The sequence below is a fragment of the Kitasatospora sp. NPDC004799 genome, assembly GCF_040609095.1.
In the GTDB taxonomy this organism is placed as follows: domain Bacteria; phylum Actinomycetota; class Actinomycetes; order Streptomycetales; family Streptomycetaceae; genus Kitasatospora.
Genome location: NZ_JBEXJK010000043.1, coordinates 1 through 25,808, shown reverse-complemented (window position 1 = coordinate 25,808; position 25,808 = coordinate 1). Strand labels below are relative to the sequence as shown.

Genomic DNA, 25,808 nt, shown 5'->3' with positions numbered 1-25,808 from the left:
TGTAGCGGAAGCAAAACGAGCAGAACACCCCTCTACGCGGAGAAGTCGCACTACGCGCAGATGGCTCCCGCCGCGGCCGGGGCCGCTCCTACCGTTCCGGGGCAAGCACAGACCCGGGAGGATCGGATGAGCACTACCCCGGCGATCGAGCTGACCGGCGCGACCAAACGGTTCCGCACCCCCTCGGGGGCGCTGCACACCGCCGTCCGCGACCTCGATCTGACCGTCGCCCAGGGCGAGTTCGTCGCCGTCGTCGGCCCCACCGGCTGCGGCAAGTCCACCACGCTGACCCTGGTCAGCGGCCTGGAGGAGCCCACCGAGGGCGAGGTCCGGGTGTACGGCGAGCCCGTGCGCGGGATCGACCCCAAGGTCGGGTTCGTCTTCCAGCAGGACGCCGTCTTCCCCTGGCGCACCGTCCTGTCCAACGTGACGGCCGGCCCGCGCTTCCGCGGCGTGCCGGCCGCCGAGGCCAGGGAGCGGGCCCGGGACTGGCTCGGCCGGGTCGGCCTGGCCGCCTTCGAGGACCGCTACCCGCACCAGCTGTCCGGCGGCATGCGCAAGCGCGTCGCGCTCGCCCAGACCTTCGTCAACGACCCGGCGATCCTGCTGATGGACGAGCCGTTCTCGGCGCTGGACGTGCAGACCAGGGCCCTGATGTCGGACCAGCTGCTGGAGCTGTGGGCCGGCACCGGCTCCTCGGTCGTCTTCGTCACCCACGACCTGGACGAGGCCATCGCGCTCGCCGACCGGGTCGTCGTCATGACGGCCGGACCGGCCACCGTGAAGGAGATCTTCACCGTCGACCTCCCGCGCCCGCGCACCGTGGAGGCCGTCCGGCTGGAACCGAGGTTCGTCGAGCTGTACCGCGAGATCTGGGCCTCGCTCGGCGAAGAGGTGCGCATCACCCGGGAGAGAGGAGCGGGTCGTGCCGCTTGAGACCGCGTCCGTGTCCGAGTCCGCGCCGAGCGGCGCGGGCAGGCCCCCGGCCGTCACGACGAGGACCGAGGCCCGCGAACGGGCCGCCCGCAACCGGAGACTGGGCGTCTACGCGGCCCGGGTCGCGGTACTGCTCGCCTTCCTCGGGCTCTGGGAGGGGTGTGCCAGGACCGGGGTCGTCGACCCGTTCAACTTCTCCCAGCCGTCGAGGATCTGGGACCAGATCTGGCAGTGGATCACCCACGGCACCGCGCAGGGCTCGCTCGGCGACCAGATCGGCTACACCCTCTACGAGGCCCTCACCGGCTGGGTGATCGGCGTCGTCGGCGGTGTGCTGCTGGGCATCGCGCTCGGCCGGATCCGCTTCCTGGCCGACGTGTTCGGGCCGTACATCAAGGTGCTCAACGCCATCCCGCGGATCGTGCTCGCGCCGATCTTCCTGATCTGGTTCGGCCTGGGCCCGGCCTCCAAGGTCGCCTCCGCGGTGGTGCTGGTGTTCTTCCCGGTGTTCTTCAACGCCTTCCAGGGCGCCCGCGAGGTGGACCGCAACCTCGTGGCCAACGCCCGCATCCTGGGCGCCGACAACCGCAGGGTCACCCTCCAGGTGGTCATCCCCGCCGCCACCACCTGGATCTTCACCAGCCTGCACGTCAGCTTCGGCTTCGCGCTGATCGGCGCGATCGTCGGCGAGTACATCGGCGCCACCAAGGGCCTCGGCCTGCTCGTCGCGGCCGCCCAGGGCACCTTCAACGCGGCCGGCGTCTACGCGGCCATGACCATCCTCGCCGTCGTCGCGCTGCTCACCGAGGGGCTGCTGACCTTCGCCGAGAAGAAGCTGTTCCGCTGGAAGCCCGCCGACGCGGGCGACGGGCGCTGAACTCCCACCCCGTACCGCAGTAGAGAGGCACCCCCACCCATGCGCAGATCTGTTGCGATCGCCCTCGCCGCCGCCCTCGTCCTCCCGCTCTCCGCCTGCGCCAACGACGCCGCGACCGCCGGCCACGGCGCGGTGGCCGCCCCCGCCGGGCAGCAGGTCGACGGCCCCAAGGTCAAGATCATGGTCGGCGGCCTGGACAAGGTCATCTACCTGCCCGCGATGCTCACCCAGCGGCTCGGCTACTTCGCCGAGGCCGGGGTCAACGTCGAACTGATGACCGAGCCCGCCGGCGTCAACGCCACCACCGCGCTGCTCGCCGGGGACGTCCAGGGCGCGGTCGGCTTCTACGACCACACCATCGACCTCCAGGCCAAGGGCAAGAAGGTCGAGTCCGTGGTGCAGTTCGCCCAGGCGCCCGGCGAGGTCGAGGTGGTCTCCACCAAGCAGGCCGACGCGATCAGGTCCGGCGCCGACTTCAAGGGGCGGAAGCTGGGCGTCACCAGCATCGGCTCCTCGACCGACTTCCTCACCAAGTACCTCGCGGTCAAGAACGGCACCGCCGTCAGCGAGTTCAGCCCGATCGCGGTCGGTGCCGGCCAGACCTTCATCGCCGCGCTCCAACAGGGCAGCATCGACGCCGGGATGACCACCGACCCGACCGTCGCGAACATCCTGGACAAGGGCCTCGGCAAGGTGCTGTACGACATGCGCACCCCCGAGGGCTCGCGCGAGGCGCTCGGCGGGCTGTACCCCTCCTCGTCGCTGTACATGAACACCGACTGGGTGGAGAAGAACAAGGACACCACCCAGAAGCTCGCCAACGCCTTCGTGAAGACCCTCAGGTGGATGTCCACCCACAGCCCCGAGGAGATCGCCGCGAAGATGCCCGCCGACTACGCGCAGGGCGGCGCCGAGCAGTACGCGGCGGCGATCAGGGCGACGCTGCCGATGTTCACCACGGACGGCGTGATGCCGGCCGACGGGCCGAGGACGGTGCTCTCGGTGCTCGCCGCGTTCCATCCGGACGTGAAGGGCAAGGAGGGGTCGATCGACCTGGCGAGGACGTACACCACGGAGTTCGTCGCCAAGGCCGCCGGCTGAGCCGCGCCGCAGCTTGAGCCCCGCCCGCCGGCAGCGGTCCCGCGCTCACCCCCACGAGCGCGGGGCCGCTACAGGCCTCTGACGGAGAGGGCGTCCATCCGCGAGGGCGTCCCCGCCGCCTTGCCGCAGCTCTCCGGACGGGCCGGCTCGCTGACCGCCTCCACCACGTCCACCTCCCAGGACCGGCCGTCCCGGTGCAGCACCGTCACCAGCCAGCGGCCCTCGCCGTCCGGCCGCTGGGTGAGCGTCAGCGCGTCCGCCCCGGTCTCGCCGGTGGCCAGCCGCACCGCGTGCTCGGCCGCCTGGCCCGGGCGCTCCCAGCCCGAGCAGCCGCGCGACCACTCCGGCACCACGTGCCCGGCCGCCGTCGCCGCCAGCACCTCCTTGGCGGTCTCCGGCGTCAGCCGGCCGTACGCGTGGCCGTACGGCAGCACCAGCATCGTGGGGGAGAAGCGGTGCCCGCCCAGGTGGGTGACCTCCCACACCTCGCTGTGCCCGGCCGCGGCCAGCTCCGCCGCGAGCGGACGGCCCAGCAGCGCGCAGCAGCGGTCCCGCCGCCCGTTGGTGCACACCAGCGCCACCGGGCCGCCGACGTGCTCCGTCCCGAAACCGGTGTGGTCGCCGGCGCCCAGCGCCGCGAAGTCCAGCCCTAGCAGCTCCGCCGGGTCCGCGACCGCCGCCCGGCGCACCCAGCCGCGGCCCGGCACCGTGTGCGCCAGGAGCACCTCGTGGCGTGCGGTCGGCAGGCAGTCGGCGTGCCGACCGGGCCGCCGGATCAGCGCCACCCGCACGCCCGTCCCGGCCGAGGCCGCGTCCAGGGCCCGCCCGACGGCCGCGTCCAGATGGCTCTCACCCAGCGCCTTCGCGCCCCACGGCCCGTTCTGCTCCACCAGCAGCCAGGTGGTCGCCACCGCCGCGGTCGCGGCCAGCGGCTCCGAAAGTTCACGCGACACGGTCGCACAGGTGCTCACGCTGGCAAGGCTACCCTCAGCTGATCACCCTCACGCGATCACCCGAAGGCGGCCTTCACCCGCTCCGCCACCTCCTCGTCCACCGTGTCGTACAGCGGCTCGGAGACGGTCGGGAGGTCGGCGAACTCCAGGTGGATGCTGCGGACGACGCCCGCGAACAGCTCCGAGTAGAGCTCCCAGTCCTCGGGGCAGGGGGTGCTCAGCTCCAGGGAGAGCAGCTGGGACTCGTTCGGCAGCGGCAGGTGCACCTGGATCACCGAGGTGGTCAGCACCCCGTCGACGAGCGGGACCGCCAGGCCGTCCAGCGGGGTCGACCCGTCGTCGACCGCGGTCGCGACGGCGTCGATCACCGCCACCGCCCGTCCGGCCGGCAGCTCGACCGCCGTCACCTCCGCCTCCGGACGGGACCGGGCGAGGCGGGTGAGCAGGAAGTCCACCGCGCCCTCGTAGTCGGTCCCGACCAGCGGGCACACGGAGGCCGTGATCGAGGCGGTGCTCGGCCGGCCGTCCACGTCCACCAGGCACATCCCGGCGTGGATCACCCCGGCCTCGGCCATCGGCGGGATCAGCTCGGCCAGCATCATGGCCCAGCTCGCCCGGTCCTCCTCGGACCGGGAGGCCAGCACCTCGCAGACCATTTCCCAGAGCGCCTCCACCACCTGCTCCTCGGTGCCGAACACCGGGACCTCGTGGAAGGCGGGCGGGACGATGAAGCGGATCTGGAGTGGCGCGTCGCCGGTTGTTACCGGAATGTCGGACATCGGGCCTTCCACGGCGGTCATGAGGGCTTGCGGATCCGGTTGCGGACGTCCAGCCAGGCGGGCGGGACGGGGACTGGGACGCCGTACGAACGGGCCTCGACGAGCAGGTCGAGGTAGGCGTTGGCGCGCTCGCGCAGGCCGGAGCGGCGCCAGGTCCAGAGCTCCGTCAGCGCCGGGACAGCAGCGAGCAAGCCGATGACGACCAGGCCTGCGCCGAGGGAGGTGAGCTGCTGGCGGTACTCGGTACCGGCGGGGTCCATGCCCAAGGGAGCGACGATCATGCCGGCGACCACGGTGAGGATGAACGTCCTGCCCCAGAGGCTGATCCACCGACGGGACCGCTTCACGGCGGTGAGCAGTCCCCGGACCGCCTGTTCGTCCAGGAAGTCGAGGCCGTGCGGAGCACCGAGTTCGCGGGCCCGGTCGGCCAGGGCCCAGTGGCGCGCGAGTACAGCGGTCGGCAGCACCGGGAACTTCGGGTCGATCACGGCGTTGGCCGGCCACCACGAGGTCGGCTGTGCCGCAGCCGACTGCGGGGGAGCCGGACTGGCGGAGGGCGTGCCCGGAGCGGCTGGCGGCTGTGCTGATGCTGTCGTGCCTTCCTCCCACGAGGCCCGCTCGGCGGCGACTCCCCACTCGGGGGGGATCGTGACCGCCATGCCAGCTCCCCGTGCCCGGTTCAACAGGCCCACGTACGTGGTGAAGTGCACGGAGGCGGTCTTCTTCTCCGCCTCCCAGGACATGCCGCGGATCCCGATCCAGATGCCGATGGGGATCGCAAGGATGGCCACCACCAGGCCGGCCACCTGTCGTCCCTCGGCCGGCGAGCTCATCGACGCGCCGAGGAACACGGCACCTGCGATTCCCCCGATGATGAACAGGCCGGCCAGTTCGGAGTACCAGTCCTGCTGGTTCTGCATCCGCAGATGCTTGGTCACCACATCGCGTGCCACGTAGTCGTGCAACAGATTGATTCCGTAGAGCGTTTCGGCCCGCCGCGCGGCCTCGGCCACCTCGGGCACCGCGGCGATCCGTCCGCCCTCGACGGGGAGCGTGGCATGGAGATCCTTGGCCATGGCTCTCTCCTCTCAGCCGACGGCGTTCAGGAACGGGGCGGACGTCGGCCGGACTGCCGGCCTCGCGAGCGGCCCGGGAAGCACGACGGACTGCGCCGCCTCCCTTCTCTCGATCGCTCTGTCCACTTGCTTGTACGTGCCGTAGACGATCGAGGCTGCCTTCGCACTGGCCGTGACCTTCGCGGGATCGAGCGCCGACAAGCGGGACGCGACCTTTTCCGAGAAGACGCGGGCGACGTTGGGTGCCTTTTCCGACTGGCTGACCCAGCCCGCGCCCTTGGGTATCCACGTGGTGACGGCCTTGGTCGACATCGGAACCCTGGCCATGGCGAGCGCGCTGCCGCCGGCGCTCGCGGCGCGGGTTCCCTTGGCGGCTGTGGCGAAGCCCTTGACCAGCCCGTAACCGGGGACCAAGCCCAACGCATCCAGCCCGAGGGTCATCCACGACACGTCCTTGCCACGGAGCTTGGCGATGCCGTGCCCGCTCAGCGCGCCCGCGCTCGCCAGAACGGCCCCGGCGACCAGCACCGGGCCGAACGGGGTGAAGAGCGCGGCGATCGTCAGTCCGGCCGAGATCATCGACAGGATGTCGGCGTGGTCGGACAGGAAGTCCAACGACTTGTTCCAGGCCTTTTTCACGTTGTCCAGCATCCGCTTGAGCAGGCCCGGGTCCGGTGGGTGGTGACGGGACGCCTCCACGATCGCCTTGGCGGCGGCCTCGGCCTTGTGCCGGTGGTCCTCCAGCTGTTTGTGGGCGCGCTTGATGACCTCGTCGAGCTGGTGGTGGCCACGGGTGCTGGCCTCCTTGGCCGCGTCGAACTGCGCCTGGGCGCGGTTGATCACGTTGTCGGCGGTTTGCCCGCCGTTCTGCGCGTAGCCCTTCAGGGTGTTGCCGAGGGCGGTGACCTGGCCGTCCGTGTCGGCCAGCCGGGCGCGCAGCTCGACGGCCTCGGCCTCCATCGTGCGGCCGGCGGTGAGCATGCCGGAGAGCTGGGTGTGCCAGGCCTTGAGGGCCCGTGAGCAGGCGGCCATCGACTCGTGGCCCTGGGTGAGGTACTTGGGCAGTTGGCCCAGCTTGTCGGCGAACTTGCGCGCCGCTTCACCTTCCCAGGCGCCGCCGTCGGAGCCGATGCCGGCGAGTGTCCTCTGCAGTTCTTCCAGTTCCCGCGCTACGGCGTCGACGTCCGCGTACATCTTGGCGATGGCCGCGAGGTCCCCCGGGGCCGGGCAGAAGCCGAGCCCCGGCCAGTTCTTGTCACTCATGGTGGATGTCCCCTGCTGCTGGTCGGCTCAGTTCGCGCCGTAGGCCTTGGCGACGCCCTGGTCGTTGTCCGAGTAGGCCTTGAGTGATTCGTCCAGGCCCTCGTGGAGGTTGTGGGCCAGCTTGCCCATCCGCCCCATGGCGCCGTGCCAGTGGCGTTCGAAGCCCAGACATGCCGAGTCGAGCCACGCGTTGCCGGTCTGGCGGGCGATCCCGGCGCTCTCCAGGCTCTTGGCGACCGTCTTCATGCGCTTGGCGCATTCGTCGAGCTGTTTGGACACCGCTCTCATCCGGTCCATGTCGATCTTGAATTGATCAGCCAACTCTCCATCCCCCCAAGGATGCTGACGGACAATTGAGCACCTGTTCGGTGAACCTAACCCATGGACGGGCAAAGATCCGGCCATGGGCGGGAATTGGAGATCGCCGTTCCGCATTCCCGGCCGGAAGGGCACGAAAAAGCGGAGGGGCACCGGATGGATGATCCGGTACCCCTCCGCTCGGGCGGGAGCCGTTACGCCGGGCCGGCGACCACCGCGATCGGGGTGGTGACCGGGGTGCCCGAGCCGTCGCGGCGCGGGTCGCGCTCGGGCAGGTCGACCGGGGCGCCCTTGGCGGTGGCGGCGCGGGCCGGGGCGGCACCGGCCCAGGCGAAGGCCAGGGCGTCCTCGCCGCGCAGGAAGCGCTGGCAGCGCACGCCGCCGGTGGCGCGGCCCTTGCGCGGGTACTGCTCGAACGGGGTGACCTTCCAGCTGGTCTGCTCGCCGCCGGACAGCGTGCCCGTGGCCGTGGCCACCGAGACCACCACCGCGTCCGCCGCCGGGTCCACCGCCGTGAAGGACAGCACCCGGGCGCCGTCCGACAGCTTGATGCCCGCCATGCCACCCGCCGGGCGGCCCTGCGGACGCACCTGGCCCGCCGGGTAGCGCAGCAGCTGGGCGTCCGAGGTGACGAAGACCAGGTCCTCCTCGCCGGTGCGCAGCTCGACCGCGCCCACCAGCTCGTCACCCTCCTTGAGGGCGATCACCTCGAACTCGTCCTTGTTCGCCGGCCACTCCGGCACCACCCGCTTCACCACGCCCTGCACCGTGCCCAGCGCCAGCCCCGGCGAGGACTCGTCCAGCGTGGTCAGCGCCAGCACCCGCTCCCCGGCCTCCAGCCGCAGGAACTCGCCCACCGCGGCCCCGCCCGCCAGCGTCGGCGACGGCGTCGGCGGCAGCGCCGGCAGGTCGATCACCGGCAGCCGCAGCACCCGGCCCGCGGTCGTCACCACGCCCACGTCCGCCCGCGCCGTCGCGTGCACCGCCGACACGATCACGTCGTGCTTCGCCCGCTTCTCCGACACCTCGAACGGCTCGCCGTCCGCCGTCCGCGCCAGCAGGCCCGTCGAGGACAGCAGGACCCGGCACGGGTCGTCCGCGACCTCCAGCGGCACCGCCAGCGCCGCCGACGGGACCGCCCCCGCCTCCAGCAGCACGGTGCGCCGCTCGGTGCCGAACTGCTTCGCCACCGCGCCCAGTTCGGACGACACCACGCTGCGCAGCTTGGTGTCCGACTCCAGGATCTCGGTCAGCTCCGCGATCTCCGAGGTCAGCTTCGCCTTCTCCTGCTCCAGCTCCACCCGGTCGAAGCGGGTCAGCCGCCGCAGCGGGGTGTCCAGGATGTACGCGGTCTGCGTCTCCGACAGCGAGAAGCGCTCCATCAGGCGCTCCTTCGCCTGCTGCGCGTTGTCACTCGACCGGATGATCGCGATGACCTCGTCGATGTCGAGCAGCGCCACCAGCAGGCCCTCGACCAGGTGCAGCCGCTCCTCGCGCTTGCGGCGGCGGAAGTCGCTGCGCCGGCGCACCACGGTGAAGCGGTGGTCGACGTAGACCTCCAGCAGCTCCTTCAGGCCCAGCGTCAGCGGCTGCCCGTCCACCAGCGCCACGTTGTTGATGCCGAAGGTCTCCTCCAGCGGCGTCAGCTTGTAGAGCTGCTCCAGCAGCGCCTCCGGCACGAAGCCGTTCTTCACCTCGATGACCAGCCGCAGCCCGTGCTCGCGGTCGGTCAGGTCCTTGACGTCCGCGATGCCCTGCAGCTTCTTCGCGTTGACCAGGTCCTTGATCTTCGAGATGACCTTCTCCGGGCCGACGTTGTACGGCAGCTCGGTGACCACGATGCCCTTGCGGCGGGCCGTCACCGCCTCCACCGTCGTCGTCGCCCGGATCTTGAAGGTGCCGCGGCCGGACTCGTACGCGTCCCGGATGCCCGACAGGCCCACGATCCGCCCGCCGGTCGGCAGGTCCGGACCGGGCACGAACCGCATCAGCGTGTCCAGGTCCGCGTTCGGGTGCTTGATCAGGTGCCGGGCGGCCGCGACCACCTCGGACAGGTTGTGCGGCGGCATGTTCGTCGCCATGCCCACCGCGATGCCCGTCGCGCCGTTCACCAGCAGGTTCGGGAACGCGGCCGGCAGCGCCAGCGGCTCCTGCTCGCTGCCGTCGTAGTTCGGCCCGAAGTCGACGGTGTCCTCGTGGATCGACTCCACCATCGCCATCGAGGCGGCCGTCAGCCGCGACTCGGTGTAGCGCATCGCGGCCGGCGGGTCGTCGTTGCCCAGCGAACCGAAGTTGCCGTGCCCGTCGATCAGCGGCAGCCGCATCGAGAACGGCTGCGCCATGCGCACCACCGAGTCGTAGATCGACTGGTCGCCGTGCGGGTGCAGCCGGCCCATCACCTCGCCCACCACGCGGGCGCACTTCACGTGCGCGCGGTCCGGGCGTAGGCCCATCTCGTTGGCCTGGTACAGGATCCGGCGGTGCACCGGCTTCAGGCCGTCCCGCGCGTCGGGCAGCGCACGCGAGTAGATCACCGAGTAGGCGTACTCCAGGAAGGAGCCCTGCATCTCGTCCACGACGTCGACGTCGAGGATCCGCTCCTCGAAGTCTCCGGGCGGCGGGGTCTGCGAACTGCGGCGGGCCATCGCGGCGGGGCTCCCTTACGTGTCGCTGGCTGTGTCTCGGTCGGTCGTCGGCCGGCCGCCGAACGCCGGGGGCGCTCGTCGGCCGTCTCCACGCCGTCCCGCCGCCGGACCCGTCAACCGGGCGCCGTCGACAGGGCGCGGCGCCCCCATTGTGGACCCTCGCGATGACAGTCCCGGTCAGCGGCCCTCTTCCGCCCCTGGCGAACGCCCCCCTCCGCGCGGACACGAACACGGCTCCCGCACGTTGCACCACAATGGGGGACGCCACACGAACCCCGACATCGACGACGGGAAGGACCCGAGCGCATGGCCAACCCGGCCCCCGCCTCCAGCCGAGGCATCGCCATCACCGAGCACCGCCTGGCCAACGGCCTGCGCGTCGTCCTCTCCGAGGACCACCTCACCCCGGTCGCCGCCGTCTGCCTCTGGTACGACGTGGGCTCCCGCCACGAGGTCAAGGGCCGCACCGGCCTCGCCCACCTCTTCGAGCACCTGATGTTCCAGGGCTCGGCCAACGTCTCCAACAACGGGCACTTCGAGCTCGTCCAGGGCGCCGGCGGCTCGCTCAACGGCACCACCAGCTTCGAGCGCACCAACTACTTCGAGACCATGCCCGCCCACCAGCTGGAGCTCGCCCTCTGGCTGGAGGCCGACCGGATGGGCTCGCTGCTCGCCGCGCTGGACGAGACGTCCATGGAGAACCAGCGCGACGTCGTCAAGAACGAGCGCCGCCAGCGCTACGACAACGTCCCGTACGGCACCGCCTTCGAGAAGCTCACCGCGCTCTCGTTCCCCGACGGCCACCCGTACCACCACACCCCGATCGGGTCCATGGCCGACCTGGACGCGGCCACCCTGGAGGACGCCCGCGCGTTCTTCCGGACGTACTACGCGCCCAACAACGCCGTCCTGTCCGTCGTCGGCGACATCGACCCCGAGCAGACGATCGCCTGGGTCGAGAAGTACTTCGGCTCGATCCCCGCGCACGACGGCAAGCAGCCCCCGCGCTCGGGCGAACTCCCCGAGAACATCGGCCGGGAGATCCGCGAGGAGATCCACGAGGACGTCCCCTCCCGCGCCCTGATGGCCGCCTACCGCCTCCCGCACGACGGCACCCGCGAGGCCGACGCCGCCGACCTCGCCCTCACCATCCTGGGCAGCGGCGAGTCCAGCCGCCTCTACAACCGGCTGGTCCGCCGCGACCGCACCGCCGTCGCCGCCGGCTTCGGCCTGCTGCGGCTGGCCGGCGCCCCCAGCCTCGGCTGGCTCGACGTCAAGACCTCCGGCGACGCCACCCTCGAGCAGATCGGCACCGCCGTCGACGAGGAGCTCGCCCGCTTCGCCGCCGAGGGCCCCACGGCCGAGGAGCTGGAGCGCGCCCAGGCCCAGATCGAGCGCGAGTGGCTCGACCGGCTCACCACCGTGGCCGGCCGCGCCGACGAACTGTGCCGCTACGCCGTCCTGTTCGGCGACCCCAAGCTGCTCAACGACGCCCTCCCGAAGGTCCTCGACGTCACCGCCGAGGAGGTCCAGGCCGTCGCCAAGGCCCGGATCCACCCCGACAACCGGGCCGTCCTCGTCTACGAGCCGACCGCCGCCGCCGAGACCGACGCCGACTCCGACGCCGCTTCCGAAGAGGAGGGTGCCGCCGTATGAGCACCGACTACGTCCCCGCCATGACCTTCCACCCGCAGCCCCGGCCGGGCACGCCCAGCCCCTGGGACTTCCCCGCCCCCGAGCGGGCCGCCCTCGGCAACGGCATCACCGTCCTGCACTGCCACCGACCCGGCCAGCAGCTGGTCGCCGTCGAGGTCCTGCTCGACGCCCCGCTCGCCGCCGAGCCCGAGGGCCTGGACGGCATCGCCGGCATCCTCGCCCGCGCCTTCAGCGAGGGCACCGACACCCTCAGCGCCGAGGAGTTCGCCGCCGAGCTGGAGCGCGCCGGCGCCACCCTCGACGCGCACGCCGACCACCCGTGCATCCGGATCTCCCTGGAGGTCCCCGCCTCCCGGCTCCAGCGCGGCCTGTCCCTGCTCGCCGACGCCCTGCGCGCCCCCGCGCTGCCCGAGGAGGAGATCGAGCGGCTGGTCGCCAACCGCCTGGACGAGATCGTCCACGAGCAGGCCAACCCGGCCCGGCGCGCCGCCAAGGCCCTGTACGCCGAGCTCTTCGACGGCGCCGACCGGCTCTCCCGGCCCCGGGCCGGCACCGCCGACACCGTCAAGTCGATCGACCGCGCGGCCGTCAAGGCCTTCTACGACGCCCACGTGCGCCCCGCGACCAGCACCGTCGTGGTGGTCGGCGACCTCACCGGCGTGGACCTGCCCGCGCTGCTGGAGTCCACCCTCGGCAGCTGGACCGGCACGGCCGCCGAGCCGTCCGTCCACGCCCCGGTGACCGGCGACGACCGCGGCCGCGTCGTCATCGTGGACCGCCCCGGCTCCGTCCAGACCCAGCTGCTGATCGGCCGGATCGGGCCCGACCGCCACGACCCGGTCTGGGCCGCCCAGACCCTCGGCACCTACTGCCTCGGCGGCACCCTCACCTCCCGCCTGGACCGCGTCCTGCGCGAGGAGAAGGGCTACACCTACGGCGTGCGCGCCTTCGCCCAGCCGCTGCGCTCGGCGGCCGACGGCAGCGGGCGCGCGATGCTCGCCATCAGCGGTTCGGTGGACACCGCCTCCACCGCCCCCGCGCTGGCCGACACCTGGACCATCCTGCGCACCCTCGCCGCCGAGGGCCTCACCGACGCCGAGCGCGACGAGGCCGTGCAGTTCCTGGTCGGCGTCGCCCCGCTGAAGTACGAGACCGCGGGCTCGGTCGCCGGCACCCTGGCCGACCAGGTCGAGCAGTACCTGCCGGACGACTACCAGGCCGAGGTCTACCGGCAGCTCGCCGAACTGCCCACCGCCGCAGCCACCGAGGCGGTCGTCGCGGCCTTCCCGCCGGACCGCCTGGTGACCGTCCTGGTCGGCGACGCCGCCGTGATCGCCGACGACGTGCGGGCGCTCGGCATCGGCGAGGTCACCGTCGTCAGCTGACCCCCGTCCGACCCTCGCCGGCCCGGTGGAGCGCCCCGCTCCGCCGGGCCGGACGCGTTGTTAAATCCGTTGCGGGCCGTGCCGGTTCCGTGGATAGATGTTCCCCGACGCACAGCACGTGCGCACTGCGACGAGGGAAGGGAGGCGGCACCATGCGGGTCGAGCACGCCATACGACGACGCTCCCCAAGGCCGTATTCCCCCTGTTCCGTCGCCCTGGGCGTCTGAGCCCTCCTCCTGGACTTCCCCGCGCCGCGCCGGGACCGCTGTCGCGCGGCGACCATGTCCCCGAACCACCCGACCCCTGGAGGTCGTTCACCCATGTCGTACACCGAAGTCCCCGGCGTCCGGGTCCCGATCCGGATGTGGACCGACCCGGCCACGGTCGAGGGCCAGGCCCTCCAGCAGCTGCGCAACATCAGCTCCCTGCCCTGGCTGCACGGCCTCGCCGTGATGCCCGACGTCCACCTGGGCAAGGGCGCCACCGTCGGCTCCGTCATCGCCATGAACGGCGCGGTCTGCCCGGCGGCGGTCGGCGTCGACATCGGCTGCGGGATGAGCGCGGTGAAGACCTCGCTCACCGCCGACGACCTCCCGGACGACCTCTCCCGCCTGCGCTCCAAGATCGAGCAGGCCATCCCCGTCGGCCGCGGCCTGCACACCGACCCGGTCGACCCGACCAAGCTGCATGGCTTCCGCGCCGCTGGCTGGGACGACTTCTGGCAGCGCTTCGACGGGGTGGCGCAGGAGGTCAAGTGGCGCCGGGAAAAGGCCATGCAGCAGATGGGAACCCTTGGCGGGGGAAATCATCATACGGAGCTATGTTTGGATGATGGTGGAAATGTCTGGCTGACATTGCACTCCGGATCGCGTGGAATTGGCAAGGAGTTGGCAGACCATCACATGGGCGTGGCTCGTTCCCTTCCCCACAACCAGGGGCTGGTCGACCGCGACCTCGCGGTCTTCATCTCGGAGACCCCGCAGATGGCGGCCTACCGCCAGGACCTGTTCTGGGCACAGGAGTACGCGCTCAACAATCGTTCGATCATGATGGCACTCCTCAAGGACGTCGTCCGTCGTGAATTCCCCAAGGCGAAGGTCACGTTCGAGGACGAGATCAGCTGCCACCACAACTACGTGGCGGAGGAGCGGTACGACGGCCTGGATCTGCTGGTGACCCGCAAGGGTGCCATCCGAGCCCAGGTCGGCGACTACGGCATCATCCCCGGGTCCATGGCCACCGGCTCCTACATCGTCCGCGGCCTGGGCAACGAGGCGGCGTTCAACTCCGCCTCGCACGGCGCCGGCCGCAAGATGAGCCGCAACGCCGCGAAGAAGCGGTTCACGACGCAGGACCTGATCGAGCAGACCAAGGGCGTGGAGTGCCGCAAGGACAGCGGTGTCGTGGACGAGATCCCGGGCGCCTACAAGTCCATCGAGAAAGTCATGGCCCAGCAGACCGACCTGGTCGAGCCGATCGCCCACCTCATGCAGGTCGTCTGCGTGAAGGGCTGAACGGCACATGAGACGGCCCCCGACATCTGTCGGGGGCCGTCGTCAGCGCTGGGGGAAGACTCGTGGGCGCTTGGGGCCGACGAGTCGCCAGTGCCGAATCTTGCAGCTCTTGAGCGTTCGGCCCAACTGCTCGGACGCTCGCTCCATGCTCGGCGCAGTGAGGATCACCTCATCCTCGTCGGGAGTCCAACTGCGTCGTGGGGGAGCGAAGCCCATAGTGGGCGGGCGAACCCAGGCGGCGGCGCGATCGGCGCCGGCCAGCTTGCGAGGTAGTGCCAGGCAGCCTGAATAGTAGAGATCGGTAGCCAGAGCCACCGCAGCCTCTTTCAGAAAGAGAATGTTGTAGACGTCGTCCCGCTTGTTTCGGTTGAGCTTGCGACGGGCGCCACAGAGCCGATCTGCATAGTCGGCCGTGAAGATCGCCACGGCATCGCTCTTGGTGGTGAGGCTCACGAACGGCAGGTCCTGCGATGTGCGTCCCACAGATCCGTCGGCGTCGACCAGCCCCCGCAGGTAGTCGCGCTCGGAGAACGGGACGCTCGGCGGTGCGACGATCTCGGACTTGCGCCCTACCGGCAGGCCGAGCGTCTGCAGCTCCTCGCGGAACTCCCGGGCACAGACAGTCCACATCGCCGATGTGTGATCCGCCTTGAAGTTCGTCGTGCGCGTCCGGTAGCTGATGGTGCTGTTGTGCGGGCAGAGCCTCTGGAACTCCTCCAGAATCGGGGCGTCTCGCGCGGAGAGTTCCACCGTGAGGCGGCCCTTGTTGCCGACTTCCTGCGCGAGGTGTCCGTCCGCCTGGAGGAAGGCGAACATGTAGGCGTGCTCGGGTCGTTCGAGGTCGAAGAACGTCATGCCGCGAGCATGAGCGCGACCCGCCGTTCGAGAGGGTCGAACGATCAGCGGTTCCCTCAATGGTGTGGATACGATCGAATCCGCGAACAGAAGCGCCCGGTAGTGCTAGGCACTACCGGGCGCTTCGTGTGCGTGCGAGGCGTCAGGCCGCGGCGGGGAGCTCGTCGAGGCCCTCCGAGACGAGCTTGGCCAGGCGGTCGAGGGCGTCGTCGGCGTTCTCGGCGTCCGAGGCGAGGATGACCTCGTCGCCGCCCTGGGCGCCCAGGCCGAGGAGGCCGAGCATGGAGGCGGCGTTGACCGGGTTGCCACCGGGCTTGGCGATGGTGATCGGCACGCCGGTGGCCGTGACGGCCCGGACGAAGACGGAGGCGGGACGGGCGTGCAGGCCCTCGGCCCAACCGATGGTGACGCGGCGCTCAGCCATGAGACGTGCCTTTCCGGTGAAGCTGGTCACGGCCGTGCTCCGGGGGAGCGGGGGAAGCGGCCATGTTGTCTAGACCAGTGTTGCACGCAGGCGGCCCCTGGGAACCGCCGCGTTCAGGACTTGTGATTGTTTCTTTTCGGGGCATAAACCCCGGTCGATGGTCCCGTCCACCCTGCCGCGAGCACGCGGCCGACGCCATTCGGCTCGCCGCCGGATAACCTGACGAATGTGGAAGACCCCGCGGTGGCGAACCCCGAGCAACCCGACTACCCGCAGCACTGGGAAGCGGACGTCCTGCTGCGCGACGGAGGCACGGCCCGGATCCGGCCGATCACGCCCGACGACGCCGGACGGCTCGTGGAGTTCTACGAGCAGGTGTCGGATCAGTCGAAGTACTTCCGGTTCTTCGCCCCCTATCCGCGGCTCTCCGACAAGGACGTCCGCCGCTTCACCCACCACGACTTCGTGAACCGGGTCGGCCTCGCCGTGGTGGTCCGGGACCACTTCATCGCCACCGTCCGGTACGACCGGATCGACGCCGAGGGCCGCCCCTCCGAGACCGGCACCGACGCCGAGGTCGCCTTCCTGGTGCAGGACGCCCACCAGGGCCGCGGCGTCGCCTCCGCCCTGCTGGAGCACATCGCCGCCGTCGCCCAGGAGCGCGGCATCCGCCGCTTCCAGGCCGAGGTGCTGCCGGAGAACCGGAAGATGGTGAAGGTCTTCACCGACGCCGGCTACACCCAGCACCGCAGCTTCGCCGACGGCGTGGTGCACCTGGAGTTCGACCTCGAACAGACCGACCGCTCGCTCGCCGTGATGCGCGCCCGCGAGCACCGCGCCGAGGCGCGCTCGGTGCAGCGGCTGCTCACCCCGCGCTCGGTGGCGGTGATCGGGGTCTCCCGCACCCCGCAGACCGTCGGCCGGGCCATCCTGCGCGACCTGCTGGGGGACCACGCCCCGGCCGACCGCCCGGTGTACGCGGTGAACCGCAACGCCGCGCCCGGCACCGAGCTGGACGGCGTCCCGGTCCACCGTTCGATTCTGGACATTCCCGGGCCGGTGGACCTCGCGGTGATCGCCGTCCCCGAGGGCGCCGTCCCGGCCGCCGTCGCCGAGTGCGGCGCCCACGGCGTGCAGGGCCTGGTGGTGGTCACCGCCGGCTACGCGGAGACCGGTCCGGAGGGCCGGGACCGCCAGCGCGCACTGGTCCGCCAGGCCCGCGCGGCCGGCATGCGGGTGATCGGCCCGAACGCCTTCGGCCTGATCAACACCGACCCGCAGCACCCGCTGAACGCCTCGCTCGCCCCGCGCCTGCCCGGCCGCGGCGGCTTCGGGATCTTCTGCCAGTCCGGCGCGATCGGCGTGGCCCTGCTGGAGGCCGCCCACAAGCGCGGCCTGGGCGTCTCCTCCTTCGCCTCGGTCGGCAACCGCTCCGACGTCTCCGGCAACGACTTCCTCCAGTACTGGGCCGAGGACGAGGCCACCCAGGTGGTGCTGCTCTACCTGGAGTCCTTCGGCAACCCGCGCAAGTTCACCCGGATCGCCCGCCGGCTCGCCGCCGTCAAGCCGGTCGTGGTGGTCAAGGGCGCCCGGCACACCGGCAGCCTGCCCCCCGGCCACGCCGTCCCCGCCACCGCCACCGGACTGCGCGACGCCACGGTGGACGCGCTGTTCGAACAGGCGGGCGTCACCCGGGTGTCGACCATCACCGAGCTGTACGACACCGGCGAGCTGCTCGCCCAGCAGCCGCTGCCGCCGGGGGACCGGGTCGCGGTGGTCGGCAACTCCGACTCGCTCGGCCTGCTCACCTACGACGCCCTGCTGAGCGCCGGCCTGCGCCCGTGCACACCCGTCGACCTCACCACCGCCGCGACCGGCGAGAACTTCCGGATCGCCCTGGACGTCGCCCTCGCCGACCCGTCCGTGGACGCGGTGATCGCCGTCGCCATCCCGCCGATCGGCACCTCCGCCCACGCCTTCATGGGCGGCCGGCTGACCGGCGAGGACGACCCCGCGATGGGCTCGGACGACCCGGAGATCGCCGCCGCCCTGCTGGAGGCCGGGAGTCGGGCCCGGGAGCTGGGCAAGCCGCTGCTGCTCACCCACCTGGCGCTGACCGACCTGCCGGTTCGGCTGCGCCCCGGCGGCATCCCCGCGTACGCGGCGCCCGAGCGGGCCGTGCACGCCCTCGCCCACGCCGTGCACTACGCGCAGTGGCGCCGCCGCACGGCCGAGGCGGAGGAGACGGCGCGCGTCCCCGAGCTGGACCGGATCGACGAGCCCGGCGTCCGCCGGCTGGTGGAGGCGGCGCTGAGCACCCGGGCCGCGGTAGCCGCCCGGACCCAGCCCGGCGGTGCCCGGATCACCCTGCCCGAGGCGGAGGCCGCGGAGCTGCTGGCCCGCTACGGCATCGACGTCTCGCCGGTGCGCCCGGCCCCGGACGAGGAGACCGCCGTCCGGGCCGCCGGGGCGCTCGGCTACCCGGTGGCCCTCAAGGCGACCGCCCCGCACCTGCGCCACCGCCCCGACCTGGGCAGCGTCCGGCTGGACCTGACCGACGAGGCGGGCCTGCGCCGCGCCCACCACGAGCTGGACGCGCTGCTCGGCGGCGCCGCGCAGGCCGAGCTGGTGGTCCAGCGGATGGCACCGCGCGGCGTGGACACCGTGATCGCCGCCACGGTGGACCCGGCGGTCGGCGCGATCCTCTCCTTCGGCCTGGCCGGCGCACCGGCCGAACTGCTGGGCGACACGGCGCACCGCCTCGTTCCGGCCACCGACCAGGACGTCGCCGGACTGATCCGGGAGGTCCGCGCGGCGCCGCTGCTGTTCGGCTGGCGCGGCGCCGAGTCGGTGGACACCGACGCGCTGGAGGAACTGCTGCTGCGGGTCTCGCAGCTGGTGGACGACGTGCCGGAGATCGCCTCGGTGGACCTCGAACCGGTGGTCGTGGCCCCGCACGGACTGGCGATCCTGGGGGCGCGGGTACGGGTCGCACCCCTGCCGGTCCGCAGCGATCTGGGCCCGCGCGCGATGAGCACGCTGTAACCTTCCTTGGTTGCGCCCTGCCCGGGCGCTGTTGTCCGAAGCTCGGCGCCGTGCCGCCCGCTTCGTCGGCGGACCATGCCAGGATGGAGATATGGCGAAGACCGGTACCACCACCACTCAGGACCTGCGCTCGGCTATCGAGCGCAGCGGCTACTACCCGGCCCTGGTGTCCGAGGCGGTCGAGTCCGCGGTGGGCCCGGAGCCGATCAGCTCCTACCTGGTGCACCAGGAGACGACCTTCGACGCCAACGAGGTGCGCCGGCACGTGACGGTGCTGGTGCTCACCCCGACCCGGTTCGTGGTGAGCCACACCGACGAGCAGTCCGGGGCCGAGGGCAGCCCGGCGGTGCCGTTCGCGACGACGTCGACGGAGAGCGTCCGGCTCGACCGGATCGGCTCGGTCGTGGTGAGCCGGATGGTGGCGAACCCGGAGACGTACACCCCGGGCACCCTGCCGCGCGAGGTGGTGCTGACGATCGGCTGGGGCGCGGTGCAGCGCCTGGACCTGGAGCCGGCCGGCTGCTCCGACCCGAACTGCGAGGCGGACCACGGCTACACCGGCTCGGCCACGGCCGACGACCTCTCCCTGCGGGTGAGCGAGGCCGGCGACGGTCCGGAGACGGTGGCCCAGGCGCTGGTGTTCGCCCGGGCGCTGTCCGACGCGACGATCAGCAACGGCCCGCGGGTCTGAGCTCCGCCGCCGCCGACCGCCCGCACCGCTACGAATCCGGTTCCATGTCCTTCGTTCCTGCCGACGGCTACGACGCCTTCGAGATCCTTGACCCGGCCACGGCCCCCGCGCCCCCGTACGGCAGCGGTTCGCTGTGCGACCTGCTGCCCTCGGTGGCGGCGGGGCTCGGCGTCCCCGGGTTCACCGCGACGCTCCCGATCGCCCCGGCGGACCGGGTGGTGGTCTTCCTGGTGGACGGCCTGGGCTGGGAGCTGCTGCTGCGCCACCCCGAGTACGCGCCGTTCCTGTCCTCGCTCGCCGGGAGTTCGCTGGGCGGCAGCGGCCGTCCGCTGACCGCGGGGTTCCCGTCCACCACGGCGACCTCGCTGGCCTCGGTCGGCACCGGAACGCCGCCGGGCCTGCACGGCCTGGCCGGGTACACGGTGGCGGTGCCGGGCGCCGGCTACCTGATGAACCAGCTGCGCTGGCAGCCGCCGACCGACCCGCACGCCTGGCAGCCGTACCCGACGGTCTTCGAGCGCACCCACCAGGCCGGGGTGGCGACCGCGCAGGTCTCCTCCCCGCTGTTCGCCCAGACCCCGCTGACCAGGGTGGCGCTGTCCGGCGGCAGCTTCCTCGGCCGCACCACGGGCGAGGAGCGGATGGACCGGGCGGCCGCCTGGCTGGCCGAGCACGACCGGGCGCTGGTGTACACCTACGTCAGCGAGCTGGACGGCGCGGGCCACCGCTTCGGGGTGGACTCGGACGAGTGGCGGATGACGCTGGACGCGGTGGACCGGCTGGCCCGCCGGCTGGCCGAGCAGCTCCCGCCGCGCTCGGCGATGTACGTGACGGCCGACCACGGCATGATCGACATCGCCCCGGAGGACCGGATCGACTTCGACGAGGACTGGGAGCTGGGCGCCGGCGTCGCCCTGCTCGGCGGCGAGGGCCGGGCCCGGCACGTGTACGCGGTGCCGGGCGCCGCGGCCGACGTGCACACGGTCTGGAGCGAGGTGCTGGGCGACCGGATGTGGGTGGCCACCCGGGACCAGGCGATCGAGGCGGGCTGGTTCGGCCCGGCCGTGGACGAGCGGGTGTACGCCCGGATCGGTGACGTGGTCGCCGCGGCGCGCGACGACATCGCGATCGTCGCCTCCCGCAACGAGCCCGGCGAGTCCGCGATGATCGGTCTGCACGGATCGATGACCCCGGTCGAGCAGTTCGTGCCGCTGCTCGAAGTCCGCGGCTGAACCTCGCCCTTGACTCTTCTGTGCCCGAACTTCCTTGATTTGAAAGGCCTTTGCTCCACCCATGGCTGAACTGGTGTTCTTCTCGGGCACGATGGACTGCGGCAAGTCGACGCTGGCGCTGCAGATGGACCACAACCACTCCGCGCGCGGCCGGCAGGGCGTGATCCTCACCCGCAACGACCGGGCGGGCGCGGCGACGATCTCCAGCCGGCTGGGCCTGCGCGCCGAGGCGGTCGAGGTGACGGACGACTTCGACTTCCACGCGCACGTGGTGCACCGGCTCTCGGCCGGCGGCCGGGTGGACTACCTGATCTGCGACGAGGCGCAGTTCTTCGCCGCCGAGCAGGTCGACCAGCTGGCCCGGGTGGTGGACGAACTGGACATCGACGTCTACACCTTCGGCATCACCACCGACTTCCGCACCCGGCTGTTCCCCGGCTCGCAGCGGCTGATCGAGCTGGCCGACCGGGTGGAGGTGCTCCAGGTCGAGGCGCTCTGCTGGTGCGGAGCGCGGGCCACCCACAACGCCCGGACGGTCGGCGGGGTGATGGTGGTCGAGGGTGCCCAGGTGGTGGTCGGCGACATCTCGGTGGACCAGGACGAGGTCGGCTACGAGGTGCTCTGCCGCCGCCACCACCGCCGCCGGCTGACCGCCGCGACGGCGCGCGCCTCGGTGCTCTCCCCGGACGTGCTGCCCTTCGAGGAGCAGCAGGCCTGAGGCCGGCGGCCCCGAGCCGCGAAGGCTAGGGGAGCACCTCCAGCACCGAGAAGTGCCCGCCCTGCGGGTCGGCGAGCCGGGCGGCCCGGCCGCGGGCGGTGTCCTGCGGATCGACCAGCACCCGGCCGCCGAGCTCGACGGCGTGACGGGCGGTCAGCCCGGCGTCGCGGACCGCGAAGTGGGTGCGCCAGCGCGGCGGGTGGCCGCGCAGCTCGGCGCGGTGCCGGATGCCGGCGACCGGGCGCCCGTCCACCAGCAGCGCGCTCTCGTCCGGGCCGGCGTGGACCGGGCGGTCGAGCACGGTGGCGTAGAAGCCGGCCGCGCCCCGGGCGTCGGGGGTGAGCAGTTCGGACCAGGCGGGGGCGCCCGGTTCGCGGCCGGCCTCCCGGCCGAGGTGCTCCTCGCCCTGCCAGAGGCCGAAGACCGCCCCGGAGACGTCGGCGGCGATGGCCATCCGCCCGGCGCGCTCGGCCTGGAGCGGCCCGACGGCGACCGTTCCGCCGCACGCGCGGACGAGTTGGGCGGTGCGGTCGGCGTCGTCCACGGCGAAGTAGGTGGTCCACTGCACCGGGAAGCCGGTCGCGGTGGAGACGCCGAGGCCGGCCACCGGCGCCCCGTCGAGCTCGGCCCGGACGTAGTCGCCGAGCTGGCCGGGCCCGGGCGTGTACGTCCAGCCGAGCAGGGCGCCGTAGAAGGCGCGGGCTCCGGGCAGGTCGTCGGTCAGCAGGCTGACCCAGCAGGGCGTGCCCTGGGCCAGTCGGAGTTCCACCGCGGGCAATGCGGGCCTCCTCGTGGATGGTCGGCGCACGGGGATCCTCGCGCGCGAGGGTGATGCTTCCACCCTGGCGGGCGCCCAACCCTCGGGCCGCGCGGAAAGTCCGGCAAAGAACCCCACAAAGAGCGGCGGTTCGGGCGTGTCCGGCGGATTCCCGGCGGATCCGGCCGGTTCGCGCCGGTCCGGCCGCAGCAGGGACGCAGGCGTAAAGCGGCAGAAATGCGGCAGGGCCGAGGCGGGGATCCGGAAGCCCCGCCGCCGGAGCCGCGCTGCGCGACAATGGCCGCCATGACCACCACCTACAACGACGGTTCCCCGCTGATCTCCGCGGCCGCGCTGCGGGAGGCGCTGTCCTCCCCGCTGCCGCCGGTGCTGCTGGACGTGCGCTACCAGCTGGTCGGTGCCGCGCCGGGCGGCCCGACCGCGGCCGAGGAGTACCGGGCCGGTCACCTGCCCGGCGCCCACTTCGTCGAGCTGGACCGGGACCTGGCCGCCCCGCCCGGCGCCCCCGGCCGGGGCGGGCGCCACCCGCTGCCGGACCCGGAGGAGTTCGGTGCGGCGATGCGCCGCTTCGGGGTGAGCGCCCGGCGCCCGGTCGTGGTGTACGACGGCGCGGCCTCGATGGCGGCGGCCCGGGCCTGGTGGCTGCTGCGCTGGGCCGGGCACCGGGACGTCCGGGTGCTGGACGGCGGCTTCGCGGCCTGGCAGGCGGCCGGGCTGCCGGTGACGGCCGAGCTGCCGGAGCCCGGGGAGGGCGACTTCAAGCCGGTGCCGGGGCAGCTGCCGACGGTGGACGGCGACGGCGCCGCGGCCTGGGCGCGCGGCGGCCTGCTGCTGGACGCCCGGTCCGGGGAGCGCTACCGGGGCGAGACCGAGCCGGTGGACCCGCGGGCCGGGCACATCCCGGGCGCGGTCTCGGCACCGACGGCCGGGAACGTGGGCCCGGACGGCCGGTTCCTCCCGGCGGCCGAGCTGGCCGCCCGGTTCCGGGCGCTGGGCGCGGGGGAGCGGGACACCGCGGTGTACTGCGGTTCGGGCGTGACGGCGGCGCACCAGATCCTGGCGCTGGAGGTGGCCGGCCTGCCGGCCACGCTGTACCCGGGGTCGTGGAGCGAGTGGTCGAGCGACGCCGGCCGTCCGGTGGCGGTCACCGACCAGCCGGGCTGAGAGACCTGGTGAAGGGCTGAGACGTGGTGAAGGGGCGGGAGGCCAGGCCTCCCGCCCCTTCACCACGTCCGGTCCGCTACTCCTGCTTCTTGCGCCGGCTGCCGAAGACGATCTCGTCCCAGCTGGGCACGGTGGCCCGGCGGCCGGGCCGGACGCCGTCCGCCTCGGCCTGCCGGTCGGTGGTGCCGACCAGGCGCTCGCGGTGCGGGGCGACGGCGCGCGGCATCAGGATGTCGGCGTAGGCCGAGCCCGCGCCGACCGCCGGGGCGGCCGCCGCCGCGGCGGGCTCCTCGCCCTCCTCGGCGACCTCGGCGGGCACCGGCTCGATCGGGGCGGGGGCGCCCACCGCGAGGTCGCCGCGGAAGGCGGGCACCACGTCGAGCAGGCTGGTCAGCGAGTCCCGGGACTCGGCGGTGGCCTCCCGCGACTCGCGGACCTCGCGGGCCGACATGATGCGGTCGGCCGAGGGCCGGTCGATCATCGGGCGGGGCGGCCGGTCCTGGGGGAGCCGGGCGATCCGCGGGATGAACGGGAAGACCGACTCCTCCTCGCGCTCGACGTTCTCGCCGATCAGCGCGCGGGCCTCGTCGTCGTTGGGCTGGACCAGGCGCCGGGGCGGGTCGTACGTCCAGGAGGCGCTGCGGCCCTCGCCGTCGGCCCGGTAGGAGAGGATGACCTCCCAGGTGCCGTCGTCGCGCCGCCAGGAGTCCCAGCGCTCGGTCTCCTTCTCGGCGCCGCGCAGCGCGAGCCGCTCGGCGACGGCCTCGCCGAGCTGCGGGCCGGGGGACTCGCCGTTGCGGCGGATGGCGGTCTTGCGGGCGCGCTCGGCCATGAAGGCGCGCTCGGCGAGGACCGGGCCCTCGAAGCGGCGGACGCGGTCGACGGAGATCCCGGCGGCCTGGGCGACCTCCTCGGCGGAGGCACCGGCTCGTATCCGGGCCTGGATGTCCCGGGGGCGCAGATGGCTCTCGACCTCGATCTCGATCTGGCCGAGGCGCGGCCGGTCGCCGCGGATGGCGGCACGTAGCCGCTCGTCGATGGGGAGGGTGTACTCCGTGCTGTCGGCAGCCTTGAGCACCAGCCGTGTGCCGTCGTTGCTGACGGCCACAACCCGCAGTTCGGGCACGGTTACCTCCCGGGTGGTGCCTGCCGACGTCACCTGCGTCGCTGCTCCCGTACTGAGTGTGGCCTGCCCACTCGCGACTGGCCACAACCTTGCTGAGTTCCCCGGCGTGTCGGGCTTACACCCGCGCGCGCCGCTGTGGCACGGTTGCCTTTTTGCCACGCCGTCCGTCGGCGTCGCGCCTGGGTGTCCCGGCCGTCCTCGCACGCGGAGTGTTCGCGACGATCCGGGACCGGCGTCGCCGTGCGTGCCCGCTCCGTGGCTCCTCGTCAAGCTGTCGGTACAGGCACAGTCGACAAGTCGACCCAAGGCTCGGGCTTTACGAACAGTACTCCATTCGTGGCATCCGGAGGGGCGGCTCGCCGCTCAAGTCTCCCGCGATTCACGGGAATCTCAAGAGCGCGCTTCCCCGATGGCGGACCGCCGCCGGAGGAACGGTGATCATCTTCACACAATCCGGGCGCGGAGAACCGCATTTTCGTCCCTTGTGTCCTTCTTTGTGCAAGATGGAGAGTCTTGTTCGAAGAACAGCCGTACGGACCGAGGGATTGTTGATGCCGGAGCGGAGCCCCGCCGAGGAGGGCGGCAAGGCCAAGGAGGAGCGCAGGCGCATCGATCTGAGTGTGGCTCAGGTCGCGGCGAGTGCGCTGGCCACGGTGGTGGGCGCGCTGCTGGCCTCCGAACTGGGGGTGTACGGAACGATCCTGGGCGCCGCCGTGGTGAGCATCGGGGCCACCACCGGCGGCGCGGTGTTCCAGCACATCTTCAAGCGGACCGGCGAGCAGCTGCGCGAGGTGGTGGACCGGGGGCCGAACCACACCGCCAACACCCTGCGCCAGGTGCCGGTGGAGGGCGAGGCGCCCGGGACGCGGGTGCAGCCGCCGGTGATCACCTCGGAGTGGAACGAGCCGCAGGTGGTGCGGGCGCGCCGCCGCTGGGGCTGGAAGACGTACGCGGCGGTGTCCGGGCTGGTCTTCGTGCTGGCGATGACGCCGATCGTGGTGTTCGAACTGGCCACCGGGCAACCGGTGTCGGCGACGGTCAAGGGCGAGTCCGGCAACGGCACGTCCTTCGGCGGCTCGGTGACGCCCAGGTCCGACCGGCCGCAGGAGGCCCCGGCGGACCGGCCCGCCCCGAGCGGGCGGCCGGGCCGGGACACCGCGCCGTCCGGCGGCGCCTCGGCCCCGGCGACCGGCCGGCCGAGCCGGGAGCCGGGCGACACGCCGAGCACCGGCGCCGGGACGGCCACGCCCGCGGCCGGCCCGAGCGCCGCCC

At 72.5% G+C, this 25,808-nt stretch carries 22 protein-coding genes; 12 read left to right on the top strand and 10 right to left on the bottom strand.

Annotated features, from left to right (window positions below; translation table 11 throughout):
* Positions 1-126: 126 nt before the first annotated feature.
* The 3 genes from ABZW03_RS08840 to ABZW03_RS08830 are packed head-to-tail and all read left to right on the top strand — an operon-like array spanning position 127 to position 2,914.
* Entirely contained in the window at positions 127-936 is an 810-nt protein-coding gene (locus ABZW03_RS08840; RefSeq protein WP_355254048.1) for an ABC transporter ATP-binding protein, read from the top strand.
* Between the two features lie 10 nt (positions 937-946).
* The gene (locus ABZW03_RS08835; RefSeq protein WP_355254066.1) at positions 947-1,813 is read left to right on the top strand and encodes an ABC transporter permease; all 867 of its coding nucleotides are present in this window, start codon (positions 947-949) and stop codon (positions 1,811-1,813) included.
* A gap of 39 nt (positions 1,814-1,852) precedes the next feature.
* Positions 1,853-2,914 carry an ABC transporter substrate-binding protein gene (locus ABZW03_RS08830; RefSeq protein WP_355254046.1) on the top strand — a complete coding sequence of 354 codons (1,062 nt, stop codon included), beginning with the start codon at positions 1,853-1,855 and terminating at the stop codon, positions 2,912-2,914.
* 68 nt (positions 2,915-2,982) lie between these two features.
* Here ABZW03_RS08830 and ABZW03_RS08825 read toward each other — a convergent pair whose 3' ends face one another.
* The 6 genes from ABZW03_RS08825 to ABZW03_RS08800 all read right to left on the bottom strand — a co-directional run bounded on the left by ABZW03_RS08825 (position 2,983) and on the right by ABZW03_RS08800 (position 9,948).
* Entirely contained in the window at positions 2,983-3,885 is a 903-nt protein-coding gene (locus ABZW03_RS08825; protein WP_355254044.1) for a sucrase ferredoxin, read from the bottom strand.
* A 38-nt stretch (positions 3,886-3,923) separates the two neighbouring features.
* Complete coding sequence (locus tag ABZW03_RS08820) at positions 3,924-4,646, bottom strand: hypothetical protein (protein ID WP_355254042.1); 723 nt, start codon at positions 4,644-4,646, stop codon at positions 3,924-3,926.
* 17 nt (positions 4,647-4,663) lie between these two features.
* Positions 4,664-5,722 carry a hypothetical protein gene (locus ABZW03_RS08815; RefSeq protein ID WP_355254040.1) on the bottom strand — a complete coding sequence of 353 codons (1,059 nt, stop codon included), beginning with the start codon at positions 5,720-5,722 and terminating at the stop codon, positions 4,664-4,666.
* Between the two features lie 12 nt (positions 5,723-5,734).
* On the bottom strand, positions 5,735-6,985 hold the full coding sequence (locus tag ABZW03_RS08810) for a hypothetical protein (protein ID WP_355254038.1): 1,251 nt from the start codon (positions 6,983-6,985) through the stop codon (positions 5,735-5,737).
* 27 nt (positions 6,986-7,012) lie between these two features.
* Positions 7,013-7,306, bottom strand: coding sequence for a type VII secretion target (locus ABZW03_RS08805; protein WP_355254036.1), 294 nt, complete (start codon positions 7,304-7,306; stop codon positions 7,013-7,015).
* Positions 7,307-7,497: 191 nt separating this feature from the next.
* Complete coding sequence (locus ABZW03_RS08800) at positions 7,498-9,948, bottom strand: DNA topoisomerase IV subunit A (protein WP_355254034.1); 2,451 nt, start codon at positions 9,946-9,948, stop codon at positions 7,498-7,500.
* A 306-nt stretch (positions 9,949-10,254) separates the two neighbouring features.
* On the opposite strand from ABZW03_RS08800, the gene ABZW03_RS08795 reads away from it, so the two are divergent.
* The 3 genes from ABZW03_RS08795 (at position 10,255) to ABZW03_RS08785 (ending at position 14,503) form a co-directional block, all read left to right on the top strand.
* The gene (locus ABZW03_RS08795; RefSeq protein ID WP_355254029.1) at positions 10,255-11,604 is read left to right on the top strand and encodes a pitrilysin family protein; all 1,350 of its coding nucleotides are present in this window, start codon (positions 10,255-10,257) and stop codon (positions 11,602-11,604) included.
* A gap of 20 nt (positions 11,605-11,624) precedes the next feature.
* Positions 11,625-12,989: a pitrilysin family protein gene (locus ABZW03_RS08790; protein WP_355254064.1), complete on the top strand. Its 1,365-nt coding sequence runs from the start codon at positions 11,625-11,627 to the stop codon at positions 12,987-12,989.
* A gap of 320 nt (positions 12,990-13,309) precedes the next feature.
* Positions 13,310-14,503 carry an RtcB family protein gene (locus tag ABZW03_RS08785; RefSeq protein WP_355254027.1) on the top strand — a complete coding sequence of 398 codons (1,194 nt, stop codon included), beginning with the start codon at positions 13,310-13,312 and terminating at the stop codon, positions 14,501-14,503.
* Between the two features lie 42 nt (positions 14,504-14,545).
* Here ABZW03_RS08785 and ABZW03_RS08780 read toward each other — a convergent pair whose 3' ends face one another.
* Together ABZW03_RS08780 and ABZW03_RS08775 are read right to left on the bottom strand one after the other, a co-directional pair.
* Positions 14,546-15,358 carry an LAGLIDADG family homing endonuclease gene (locus ABZW03_RS08780; protein WP_355254025.1) on the bottom strand — a complete coding sequence of 271 codons (813 nt, stop codon included), beginning with the start codon at positions 15,356-15,358 and terminating at the stop codon, positions 14,546-14,548.
* A gap of 142 nt (positions 15,359-15,500) precedes the next feature.
* Positions 15,501-15,782, bottom strand: coding sequence for an HPr family phosphocarrier protein (locus tag ABZW03_RS08775; protein WP_049653316.1), 282 nt, complete (start codon positions 15,780-15,782; stop codon positions 15,501-15,503).
* 228 nt (positions 15,783-16,010) lie between these two features.
* Here ABZW03_RS08775 and ABZW03_RS08770 point away from each other — a divergent pair, with 228 nt between their 5' ends.
* The 4 genes from ABZW03_RS08770 to ABZW03_RS08755 all read left to right on the top strand — a co-directional run bounded on the left by ABZW03_RS08770 (position 16,011) and on the right by ABZW03_RS08755 (position 21,468).
* Entirely contained in the window at positions 16,011-18,827 is a 2,817-nt protein-coding gene (locus ABZW03_RS08770; RefSeq protein ID WP_355254023.1) for a GNAT family N-acetyltransferase, read from the top strand.
* 91 nt (positions 18,828-18,918) lie between these two features.
* A complete protein-coding gene (locus ABZW03_RS08765) occupies positions 18,919-19,518 on the top strand; it encodes a DUF5998 family protein (RefSeq protein ID WP_355254021.1) in 600 nt (199 codons plus the stop codon).
* Positions 19,519-19,562: 44 nt separating this feature from the next.
* Complete coding sequence (locus ABZW03_RS08760; protein WP_355254019.1) at positions 19,563-20,750, top strand: nucleotide pyrophosphatase/phosphodiesterase family protein; 1,188 nt, start codon at positions 19,563-19,565, stop codon at positions 20,748-20,750.
* Positions 20,751-20,811: 61 nt separating this feature from the next.
* Positions 20,812-21,468 (top strand): thymidine kinase, encoded by a 657-nt coding sequence (locus ABZW03_RS08755; RefSeq protein WP_355254017.1) that lies wholly within the window; start codon positions 20,812-20,814, stop codon positions 21,466-21,468.
* 25 nt (positions 21,469-21,493) lie between these two features.
* On the opposite strand, the gene ABZW03_RS08750 is transcribed toward ABZW03_RS08755, so the two are convergent.
* Positions 21,494-22,237: a VOC family protein gene (locus tag ABZW03_RS08750; protein ID WP_355254062.1), complete on the bottom strand. Its 744-nt coding sequence runs from the start codon at positions 22,235-22,237 to the stop codon at positions 21,494-21,496.
* 294 nt (positions 22,238-22,531) lie between these two features.
* On the opposite strand from ABZW03_RS08750, the gene ABZW03_RS08745 reads away from it, so the two are divergent.
* Positions 22,532-23,410: a sulfurtransferase gene (locus ABZW03_RS08745; RefSeq protein WP_355254015.1), complete on the top strand. Its 879-nt coding sequence runs from the start codon at positions 22,532-22,534 to the stop codon at positions 23,408-23,410.
* 76 nt (positions 23,411-23,486) lie between these two features.
* On the opposite strand, the gene sepH is transcribed toward ABZW03_RS08745, so the two are convergent.
* Entirely contained in the window at positions 23,487-24,569 is a 1,083-nt protein-coding gene (gene sepH, locus ABZW03_RS08740; RefSeq protein WP_355254013.1) for a septation protein SepH, read from the bottom strand.
* 518 nt (positions 24,570-25,087) lie between these two features.
* On the opposite strand from sepH, the gene ABZW03_RS08735 reads away from it, so the two are divergent.
* Positions 25,088-25,808, top strand: a 721-nt coding sequence (locus tag ABZW03_RS08735) for a hypothetical protein (protein ID WP_355254011.1), incomplete at its 3' end; no start/stop codon positions are given.